Raw genomic sequence first — 5,309 nt, forward strand, 5'->3', positions numbered from 1 at the left:
GTCCCACCCACCGCACGTCAGCGCGTCAACGCGTCAACGCGACCGCGGCACGCGCATCAGCCCCTCCTGTATCACCGACACCGCCAGCCGCCCGTCCCTGGTGAACATCCGCCCCCGTGCGAGCCCGCGCCCCGACTGCGACGTCGGCGAGTCCGTGTCGTACAGCAGCCACTCGTCGGCGCGGAACGGCCGGTGGAACCACATGGCGTGGTCCAGGCTCGCCCCCACCGTGTCCCCGGTCATCCAGCCGCCGCGCCCGTGGGCGAGCAGCACCGAGTCGAGCAGCGTCATGTCCGAGACATAGGTCCCCAGGCACAGATGCGCCACGCTGGTGTCCTCGTCCCCCGACAGCTTCCCGTTGACCCGGAACCACACCTGCGACCGCGGCTCCCGCGGGCGGCCGGCCGTCCCGAACGGTGGCTCGTTGACGTACCGCAGGTCGATCGCCTGCCGTGCCTGGAGCAGCAGTTCCAGCACGGCCTGGTCCCTGAAGAGGCCCGCGTAGCGCGGCAGCAGCTCGTCCGCGGGCGGCAGCGACTCGGGGTCGGGCGCCTCCGGCATCGTCTCCTGGTGTTCGAGCCCCTCCTCCGCCATCGCGAACGACGCGGAGAGGGTGAAGATCGCCTGCCCGTGCTGCACCGCCACCACCCGCCGGGTGGCGAACGACCGGCCGTCGCGGATGCGGTCGACCGTGTAGACGATGGGCGCCCCCGGGTCGCCCGGACGCAGGAAGTAGGAGTGCAACGAGTGCGGGAGCCGGTCCTCGGGAACGGTGCGGCAGGCCGCGACCAGCGCCTGAGCGGCCACCTGCCCGCCGAACACCCGGGGGACGACGGAGTCGTGGCTCTCGCCGCGGAAGATGTCCCGCTCGATCGGCTCCAGGTCGAGCAGCCGCAGCAGGTACTGGAGGGTAGGGTCCATGGGCCCGATTCTCCATGGCGGGCGCGGGAGTTCATCACGAAGGGCCGGATCCGATCGGATCCGGCCCTTCGTTTACAGTAGCGGGGACAGGATTTGAACCTGCGACCTCTGGGTTATGAGCCCAGCGAGCTACCGAGCTGCTCCACCCCGCGGTGTGTGTCTTTACTCTAACCCCCCGCGCACGGCGCGTGCAAATCAAGCCCCTGGGGCACAGTCGGGACAGCGGCCGTAGTAGGTCACGTTGACCTCCGAGACGGTGAAGCCGAACCGCTCGGCGTCGGGGAGCGCGGCCAGCGGATCCCCGCTGAGCCGCACGTCACGCATGGTGCCGCAGCCCGAGCAGACCAGGTGCTGGTGCGGGTGGTGGGCGTTCGGGTCGTAACGCTTCGCACGCCCGTCCGTCGTCACCTCGATCACCTCGCCCAGCGCGACAAGCTCACCCAGGGTGTTGTAGACAGAGGCGCGGGAGATCTCCGGGAGCCGCGCGACGGCCCTGGCGTGCACCTCGTCGGCCGTGAAGTGAACATGCTCGCCGTCCAGCACCTCGGCGATGACGCGCCGCTGCGCGGTCAGCCGCCAGCCGCGGTCGCGGAGTCGCTGAAGCAGGTCACTCATGCCATCCACCTTAACGTCGCGGCCACTCTTGAGCCGACGGGGTATAGATTCCGCATCTGTCTTGACTTGGACTTAGTCCAATATAGGATCTGGTTAAGCGATGGCCAATGGCCGGAGCGGCACCACGGAACAGAGCAGCCGAAGGACGTGACAGGTAAATGACCGATCAGATCACCGCGGGACCACTCACCACCGAGGCGGGCGCGCCGGTCGCGGACAACCAGAACAGCCAGTCCGCCGGCATCGGCGGACCCGTGCTGATCCAGGACCAGCACCTCATCGAGAAGCTGGCCCACTTCAACAGGGAACGGATCCCCGAGCGCATCGTGCACGCCCGCGGCGCGGGTGCGTACGGGACGTTCACGGTCACGGCGGACCTGACTCCGTACACCCGGGCGGCGTTCCTGTCCCGGATCGGGAAGGAGACCGAGACCTTCCTCCGGTTCTCCACCGTCGCGGGGAACCTGGGCTCGGCCGACGCGGTGCGCGACCCGCGTGGCTTCGCGCTCAAGTTCTACACCGAAGAGGGCAACTACGACCTGGTCGGCAACAACACTCCGGTCTTCTTCATCAAGGACGCGATCAAGTTCCCGGACTTCATCCACACCCAGAAGCGCGACCCGTACACGGGCTCGCAGGAGGCGGACAACGTCTGGGACTTCTGGGGCCTCTCGCCCGAGTCGACCCACCAGGTGACCTGGCTGTTCGGCGACCGCGGCATCCCGGCCTCCTACCGCCACATGAACGGGTACGGCTCGCACACGTACCAGTGGACGAACGAGGCGGGCGAGTCGTTCTGGGTGAAGTACCACTTCAAGACGGACCAGGGCATCAAGAACCTGACCGCCGACGAGGCCGCGAGCATCGCGGGGCTCGACCCGGACAGCCACCAGCGGGACCTCCGCACGGCGATCGAGAACGGTGACTTCCCGAGCTGGACCGTTCAGGTCCAGATCATGCCCGTCGCCGAAGCGGCCACCTACCGGTTCAATCCGTTCGACCTGACCAAGGTCTGGCCGCACGCGGACTACCCGCCGATCGAGATCGGCAAGCTGGAGCTCAACCGCAACCCGGAGAACATCTTCGCGGAGGTCGAGCAGTCGATCTTCTCCCCGCAGCACTTCGTGCCGGGCATCGGGCCCTCGCCCGACAAGATGCTCCAGGGGCGGCTGTTCGCCTACGGCGACGCCCACCGGTACCGCGTCGGCATCAACGCCGACCACCTGCCGGTCAACCGTCCGCACGCCACCGAGGCCCGCACCCACGGCCGCGACGGCCTCGCCTACGACGGCCGCCACGGGGGCACGAAGAACTACGAGCCGAACAGCTTCGGCGGCCCGGCCCAGACCGACCGGCCGCTGTGGGAGCCCGTGGCCGTCACCGGCCACACCGGTGACCACGAGGCCCCCCGGCACGCCGAGGACAACGACTTCGTCCAGGCCGGGAACCTCTACCGGCTGATGTCGGAGGCCGAGAAGGAGCGCCTGGTCGAGAACCTGGCCGGCTTCATCGCGCAGGTCTCCCGCGAGGACATCGCCGAGCGCGCGATCGAGAACTTCCGCAAGGCGGACGACGACTACGGCAAGCGGCTCCAGGTCGCGGTCCAGGCCCTCCGCGGCTAATCCCGCTATAGCCGCTTGCCGTACACACCGGAGCGGCCGGAAGCCCCGTACTTCCGGCCGCTCCGGCCTATGCGACGGACGCCGCGCCGACAACCGGCGTCCAGCAGTTGATGATGTCGCGGACCGAGACGATGCCGACCGGCTCGTGCTCGTCCTCGTCGAGCACGACGAGGTGCCGGAAGCCGCCCTGCGCCATCGCGGTGGCGGCGTCGGCGAGCGTCCACTGGGGCGCGGCGTAGACCACGTCCGTCGTGGTGTGCGCCCCGGCCCGTTCGCGGTCGGGGTCCTGGCCGAGTCCGACCGAGGCCAGCACGTCCCGTTCGGTGAGAATGCCGACGCCCGAGGTGTCCGGGTCCAGGACGACCGCGGCGCCCACCCGGCGGGTGGACATCAGGCGGGCGGCCTGCCGGAGCGTGTGGTCGGGGCCGATGGTGAGAACGATGGAGCTCATCGCGTCGCGTACCAACATGGGATCAGCCACCTCCTGCGGGGGGAAGGGGTGCTTGAGAGGTGATTCACAAAGTCACAAGCGCGAGCGTCCTCATCCTCACACGCGCTGTGGCCCGCAACAAGGGTCCTGGCACGGCCAATCCGCGGGGACGTCAGCCCCCGACGTAGCTCAACAGCTCGGCGTGCAGCAGCCCGTTGGACGCCGCCGCGTCCTGGCCGTGGGGTCCGTCGCGCCCGTCGAGGCCGGTGAACCGGCCGCCCGCCTCCTGCACGACGATCGCGGGGGCCGCCATGTCCCAGAGCGACAACTCCGGCTCTGCGCACATGTCGACCGAGCCCTCGGCGACCATCATGTACGACCAGAAGTCCCCGTAGGCCCGCGTCCGCCAGCAGTCCCGCGAGAGCTGGAGCAGCCCGGCGAGCCGGTCGCGTTCCTCCCAGCCGGTCAGCGACGAGTACGAGAACGAGGCGTCCTCCAGCCGCTCGACCCCGGACACCCGCAGCCGGGTCGCCGAGGTCAGGCTCCGCCCGGTGTACGCCCCGGCCCCCAGCGCCGCCCACCAGCGCCGGTTGAGCGCCGGCGCCGACACCACGCCGACCACCGGCCGGTCGCCGGCGGGGCCGCGTTCGACCAGGGCGAGCAGCGTGGCCCACACCGGCACCCCGCGCACGTAGTTCTTGGTGCCGTCGATCGGGTCGATCACCCAGCGCCGCGGCCCCTGCCCCTGGGAGCCGAACTCCTCGCCCAGCACGGCGTCCCGGGGTCTGGCCCGCTGGAGCACCGAGCGGATCACCTCCTCCGCGGCGCGGTCCGCCTCGGTCACCGGCGTCATGTCGGGCTTGGTCTCGACCTTCAGGTCGAGGGCCTTGAAGCGCCCCGTCGTCGCGGCGTCCGCGGCGTCGGCGAGTACATGCGCGAGGCGGAGGTCGTCGTGGTAATCCGGCATGCCCTCAGTATCCGGCACGCCACCACCGGTCGGTGCGGGGCATCTTGACACCCCGGCGGACCGCGTCAATCCTGTGCCGCACACCAGGGCCCCAGCCGCCCCTGGAGGCGAGGAGGCAACGATGCCCACCGCGCGTGATTCCCTTCTGCGAGCCGCCGGGGAAGCCGTCGAGCGACGCTCCTGGCAGGTGGTCAGAATGGTCGAGGTCGCCGCCGCTGCCGGCGTGTCCCGGCAGACGCTCTACAACGAGTTCGGCGACAAGGCCGGGCTCGGCGCCGCCCTGGCCGCCCACCGGACCGGCGCCCTCCTCGACGGCTTCGCCGCGTTCTGCCTCGCGCGCCGGCATCTGCCCGCCGCCGAGGCGCTGGCCGGGGCCACGGCGTGGATCGTCCAGGCGGCAGGCCGCGACCGCGTCGTCCACGCCTCCCTCACCGGCTGCCGCTGCGCGGGCCTGCCCCCCATGGCCGCCGAGCCGGGCCACCTGGTCTCGGAGCTCACCGACCGCGCGCGCGGCGCCCTGCCCGCCGCCGACCCGGCCCGCTGCGAGACCGCGGTGCGCGTGGCCGTCTCCCATCTGGTCGCCCCCGCCCCCGCCCCCACGGCCGCCAGCGGCCCGGTCCCCGGCCCCGGTTCGAGGCCGAGACCGGTGTAGTGCTCGATCGTCGCGCCCGCGGGCGCGGGCCCCTGCCCGCACAACACCCGCACGGGCCCGCCCGCCGGCGCCAGGATCAGGGGAACGTCGCCCCCCGGACCG

The 5,309-nt window shown here is 71.0% G+C and carries 6 protein-coding genes and 1 tRNA gene; 2 read left to right on the top strand and 5 right to left on the bottom strand.

Translation table 11 applies throughout. The features are described 5' to 3' along the window. Positions 1–33: 33 nt before the first annotated feature. The 3 genes from tesB to ADY01_RS32130 all read right to left on the bottom strand — a co-directional run bounded on the left by tesB (position 34) and on the right by ADY01_RS32130 (position 1,536). Positions 34–921: an acyl-CoA thioesterase II gene (tesB, locus tag ADY01_RS32120; RefSeq protein ID WP_049580260.1), complete on the bottom strand. Its 888-nt coding sequence runs from the start codon at positions 919–921 to the stop codon at positions 34–36. A gap of 78 nt (positions 922–999) precedes the next feature. Further along, positions 1,000–1,073: transfer RNA gene (locus ADY01_RS32125), tRNA-Met, on the bottom strand. A gap of 43 nt (positions 1,074–1,116) precedes the next feature. After that, a complete protein-coding gene (locus tag ADY01_RS32130; protein WP_049580261.1) occupies positions 1,117–1,536 on the bottom strand; it encodes a Fur family transcriptional regulator in 420 nt (139 codons plus the stop codon). Positions 1,537–1,706: 170 nt separating this feature from the next. Here ADY01_RS32130 and ADY01_RS32135 point away from each other — a divergent pair, with 170 nt between their 5' ends. After that, positions 1,707–3,158, top strand: a complete 1,452-nt coding sequence (locus ADY01_RS32135; protein WP_199826362.1) for a catalase — start codon at positions 1,707–1,709, stop codon at positions 3,156–3,158. 67 nt (positions 3,159–3,225) lie between these two features. Here the strand turns inward: ADY01_RS32135 and ADY01_RS32140 are convergent, their stop codons facing one another. Then, positions 3,226–3,627 (bottom strand): cyclic nucleotide-binding/CBS domain-containing protein, encoded by a 402-nt coding sequence (locus ADY01_RS32140; RefSeq protein ID WP_049580263.1) that lies wholly within the window; start codon positions 3,625–3,627, stop codon positions 3,226–3,228. Positions 3,628–3,760: 133 nt separating this feature from the next. Continuing rightward, the gene (hisN, locus tag ADY01_RS32145; RefSeq protein WP_049580264.1) at positions 3,761–4,555 is read right to left on the bottom strand and encodes a histidinol-phosphatase; all 795 of its coding nucleotides are present in this window, start codon (positions 4,553–4,555) and stop codon (positions 3,761–3,763) included. A 121-nt stretch (positions 4,556–4,676) separates the two neighbouring features. Between hisN and ADY01_RS41435 the strand changes: the two genes are divergently transcribed. After that, positions 4,677–5,207 carry a TetR/AcrR family transcriptional regulator gene (locus ADY01_RS41435; RefSeq protein WP_063784443.1) on the top strand — a complete coding sequence of 177 codons (531 nt, stop codon included), beginning with the start codon at positions 4,677–4,679 and terminating at the stop codon, positions 5,205–5,207. Positions 5,208–5,309 lie beyond the last annotated feature (102 nt).

Origin of the sequence: Streptomyces sp. SBT349 (assembly GCF_001083795.1) — a bacterium.
In the GTDB taxonomy this organism is placed as follows: domain Bacteria; phylum Actinomycetota; class Actinomycetes; order Streptomycetales; family Streptomycetaceae; genus Streptomyces.